Origin of the sequence: Pseudomonas sp. HMWF006 (genome assembly GCF_003061205.1) — a bacterium.
Lineage (GTDB): Bacteria > Pseudomonadota > Gammaproteobacteria > Pseudomonadales > Pseudomonadaceae > Aquipseudomonas > Aquipseudomonas monsensis.
The window spans coordinates 1-3,826 of the sequence record NZ_QAIU01000159.1 but is presented as its reverse complement, the minus strand read 5'-3'; the positions used below and the strand labels follow the sequence as shown (position 1 = coordinate 3,826).

Sequence of the window (3,826 nt, the reverse complement as noted above, 5' to 3'; positions counted from 1 at the left end):
GGTGTAGGCGTCGTAGCTCGACGAGCCGCCGGAGACCAACTCTTCGCCGCGCTCCAGTTGCGTCGGGATGCGTCCGCTGTAACCGCCGTCAAGCAGCGCCGAGATCAGGCGCAGAGCGTTGACCGAGCGTTTATCTTCGGCTGTGGCAATGCTTGGCACGTTGAAACCGAGCATCAGGCTGGGCAATTGGGTCTGCACGTGCAGGGTGATCTGGCGTTCGCCGGGTTCGGCCAGTTCCAGCGGCTTTTTCGCCGGTGGCACGTCGCGTCTGGCAATCGGGCCGAAATAGCGCTGGGCGAGGGTTTTGACTTCGTCCGGAGTGACGTCGCCGACCACCACCAGCGTGGCATTGTTTGGCACATACCAGGATTGGTACCAGTGGCGCAGCTCCTCGACCTTCATCCGGTCGAGGTCGGCCATCCAGCCGATGGTCGGCGTGTGGTAGCCGCTTGCCGGGTAAGCCATTGCTTTGTAGCGTTCGTAGGCCTTGGACATCGGCTTGTCATCGGTGCGCAGGCGGCGCTCTTCCTTGATGACTTCGATTTCCTTGGCGAACTCGTCAGCCGGCAGGCGCAAATTGGCCATGCGGTCGGCTTCCAGCTCAAAGGCCACGCCCAGACGGTCGCGGGCCAGCACCTGGTAATAAGCGGTGAAGTCGTCGCTGGTGAAGGCGTTCTCTTCGGCACCGAGGTCGCGCAGGATCAGCGAGGCTTCGCCGGGGCCGACCTTTTCGCTGCCCTTGAACATCATGTGCTCAAGCGCGTGGGACAGACCGGTCTGCCCCGGGGTTTCGTAGCTGGAACCGACCTTGTACCAGACCTGCGACACCACCACTGGCGCGCGATGGTCTTCGCGCACGACGACCTTGAGACCATTGTCGAGGGTGAATTCATGGGTTGGTTGCGGGTCGGCCGCCAGGGCCGAAAGGGGCAGGCAGACTGTGCTGAGCAGCAGGCCAGCAGCGCGGCGGGCTAGAGCATTCATTCGTTTTTTAACCTGTTGGGCTGCCCGCTTGGTCTTAGCCTAGGCGGGCGAGGAGGTGCTAGGATACTGATCCGTTTTACCGGCGACCACGCCTATCAGGTTTTCAGGCTTGATACGGCTGAATAGGTTGGCGGCAGAAAGCTGCGGTTTATCGACTAGACTTCGCTTTTTCGCCGATTTTGCCGGTTGAGTCCTTCGTTTATACGATTCTTTGGGGTGCCGCTGGCGCCTCGACAACATGTTGCGCGTGAACAAGCTGGATGAAACACAGTCTGTTCTGCATCGAATATTTATTTGCCGGGGCGCCCTTATGGCGCGTCGCTACCGTGAGATAGCCGTCCTCCATGTTTGGTTCCAACGACGACAAGAAGACCCCAGCTGCGGCTGGCGAGAAGAAAAGCCTGTTCGGATGGCTGCGTAAGAAACCGCAGGAACCCGTTGTCGAACAGCCGCCTGCGATTCCTGAACCAGCCCCCGCGCCGGCACCCATCGTAGAAGAAGAGCAAGCTCCGATCGTTCTGCCGATCGCCGAGCCGGTGTTGCAACCGGTTGAGCCAGAGCCAGAACCGGAAGTGCCTGTGGCAGGCGGGGTGTCGCTGACGCCGGCCGCCGAGCCGTGGCTGACCTTGCCGGTGGCGGAAGAGCCGGTGGCGCTGGTTGAAGAAACTGCGCCGCACGTGACGCCGCCGATTCCTGCGCCTGCTGCGTTTGTTCCTGAAGCTGCACCGGCGCCGGTGCTTGAGCCCGTTGCCGAGCCTGCGCCGGCGGTGGTTGCTGAACCTGTTGCGCCTGCGGTCGTTGCCCCGGTTGTTCAACAACCAGCACCTGAGCCTGCACCTGTCGCCACTGTGCCGGTTGCGGTGCCAGTTGAAACGCCGGTCGAAGCACCACGCACCGAAGAAACCAAGGCCGGCTTCTTCGCCCGCCTCAAGCAAGGCCTGTCCAAGACCAGCGCCAGCATCGGCGAAGGCATGGCCAGCCTGTTTCTCGGTCGCAAGACCATCGACGACGACCTGCTCGACGACCTCGAAACCCGTCTGCTGACCGCCGACGTGGGCGTCGAAGCCACCACGCAAATCATCCAGCGCCTGACCCAGAAGGTCGCCCGCAAAGAATTGGCTGACGCCGACGCGTTGTACAAATCCCTGCAGGCCGAGCTGGCGGCGATGCTCAAACCGGTCGAACAACCGCTGAAGATCGTCTCGCAGAACAAGCCATTCGTGATTCTGGTGGTCGGCGTCAACGGCGCCGGCAAGACCACCACCATCGGCAAACTGGCGAAGAAGCTGCAACTGGAAGGCAAAAAAGTCATGCTCGCCGCCGGTGACACCTTCCGCGCCGCGGCCGTTGAGCAACTGCAGGTCTGGGGCGAACGCAACAAGATCCCGGTCATCGCCCAGCACACTGGCGCCGACTCGGCTTCGGTGATCTTCGACGCCGTGCAGGCCGCCAAGGCCCGTGGCATCGACGTGCTGATCGCCGACACCGCCGGTCGTCTGCATACCAAAGACAACCTGATGGAAGAACTGAAAAAGGTTCGCCGGGTGATCGGCAAGCTCGACGCCGACGCGCCGCACGAAGTGCTGCTGGTGCTCGATGCCGGTACTGGCCAGAACGCCATCAACCAGGCCAAGCAATTCAACCAGACCGTCGAACTGACCGGCCTGGCGCTGACCAAGCTCGACGGCACCGCCAAGGGCGGGGTGATTTTTGCCCTGGCCAAGCAGTTTGGCCTGCCGATCCGCTACATCGGCGTCGGTGAAGGCATCGACGATTTGCGCACCTTTGAAGCCGAACCCTTTGTCCAGGCACTGTTTGCCGAGCGGGAGCGTTCATGATTCGTTTCGAACAGGTCGGTAAGCGCTACCCGAACGGTCACGTCGGCTTGCATGAGCTGAGCTTTCGAGTCCGTCGTGGCGAATTCTTGTTTGTGACCGGTCACTCCGGTGCCGGTAAATCGACCTTGCTGCGCCTGTTGCTGGCGATGGAGCGTCCGACCAGCGGCAAGCTGCTGCTGGCCGGGCAGGATCTGAGCACCATCAGCAACGCGCAGATTCCGTTCCTGCGCCGGCAGATCGGCGTGGTGTTCCAGAATCACCAGTTGCTGTTCGATCGCACGGTGTTCAACAACGTCGCGTTGCCGCTGCAGATTCTCGGGCTGTCCAAGGCCGAGATCGCCAAGCGTGTCGATTCGGCGCTGGAGCGTGTGGCGCTGTCGGATAAAACCGATCTGTACCCGGGCGACCTGTCCACCGGTCAGCAACAGCGCGTCGGCATTGCCCGGGCCATCGTTCACCGTCCGGCCCTGCTGCTGGCGGACGAACCGACCGGTAACCTCGACCCGCGTCTGGCGGCCGAGATCATGGGCGTGTTCGAAGACATCAACCGGCTGGGCACCAGCGTGCTGATCGCCAGTCACGACCTGGCCCTGATTGCGCGCATGCGGCACCGCATGCTGACCCTGCAACGCGGCCGCTTGATCGGCGACGGGGAGGCCGGGGTATGAGTGCAACACGCAGTCCGAAGGTTTCCGAGCGCGTAGCCCCGAAAGCCGCCGATCCGCAGCCACCGAAGAAGAAAAAACACGACGAAGACGACGGTCCCGACTTTGCCACGCTGTTTCGCGCCTGGGTCGAAAGCCATCGCGCCAGCCTGCTCGACAGCCTGCGGCGTCTTGGCAAGCAGCCGATCGGCAGCTTCTTCACCTGCATGGTGATGGCCGTGGCGCTGAGTCTGCCGATGGGCCTGTCGCTGTTGCTCAACAACGTCGAGCGTCTGGGCGGCTCGTGGCAGCGGGCGGCGCAGATTTCGCTGTACCTGCAACTCGATGCCAGCCCGGAGC

General features: G+C 62.5%; 3 protein-coding genes and 1 pseudogene. 3 read left to right on the top strand and 1 reads right to left on the bottom strand.

The genetic code is table 11. The annotated features are described in order from the left end of the window. A partial coding sequence (locus tag DBR24_RS06380) for a pitrilysin family protein (RefSeq protein ID WP_146188973.1) occupies window positions 1-984 on the bottom strand: 984 nt, incomplete at its 3' end. Window positions 985-1,328: 344 nt separating this feature from the next. On the opposite strand from DBR24_RS06380, the gene ftsY reads away from it, so the two are divergent. The 3 genes and pseudogenes from ftsY to DBR24_RS06365 all read left to right on the top strand — a co-directional run. Next, entirely contained in the window at window positions 1,329-2,822 is a 1,494-nt protein-coding gene (gene ftsY, locus DBR24_RS06375) for a signal recognition particle-docking protein FtsY (RefSeq protein ID WP_128614243.1), read from the top strand. Beyond that, on the top strand, window positions 2,819-3,490 hold the full coding sequence (gene ftsE, locus DBR24_RS06370; protein ID WP_003229148.1) for a cell division ATP-binding protein FtsE: 672 nt from the start codon (window positions 2,819-2,821) through the stop codon (window positions 3,488-3,490). Before ftsY ends, ftsE begins: the two co-directional genes overlap by 4 nt. Continuing rightward, window positions 3,487-3,826: pseudogene (locus tag DBR24_RS06365) on the top strand (cell division protein FtsX); the annotation flags it as partial. The gene ftsE and the pseudogene DBR24_RS06365, both read left to right, overlap by 4 nt.

Coding starts and splice junctions, on each gene's coding strand:
- ftsY (WP_128614243.1), top strand. CDS start 1,329: ATGTTTGGTTCCAACGACGACAAGAAGACCCCAGCTGCGGCTGGCGAG.
- ftsE (WP_003229148.1), top strand. CDS start 2,819: ATGATTCGTTTCGAACAGGTCGGTAAGCGCTACCCGAACGGTCACGTC.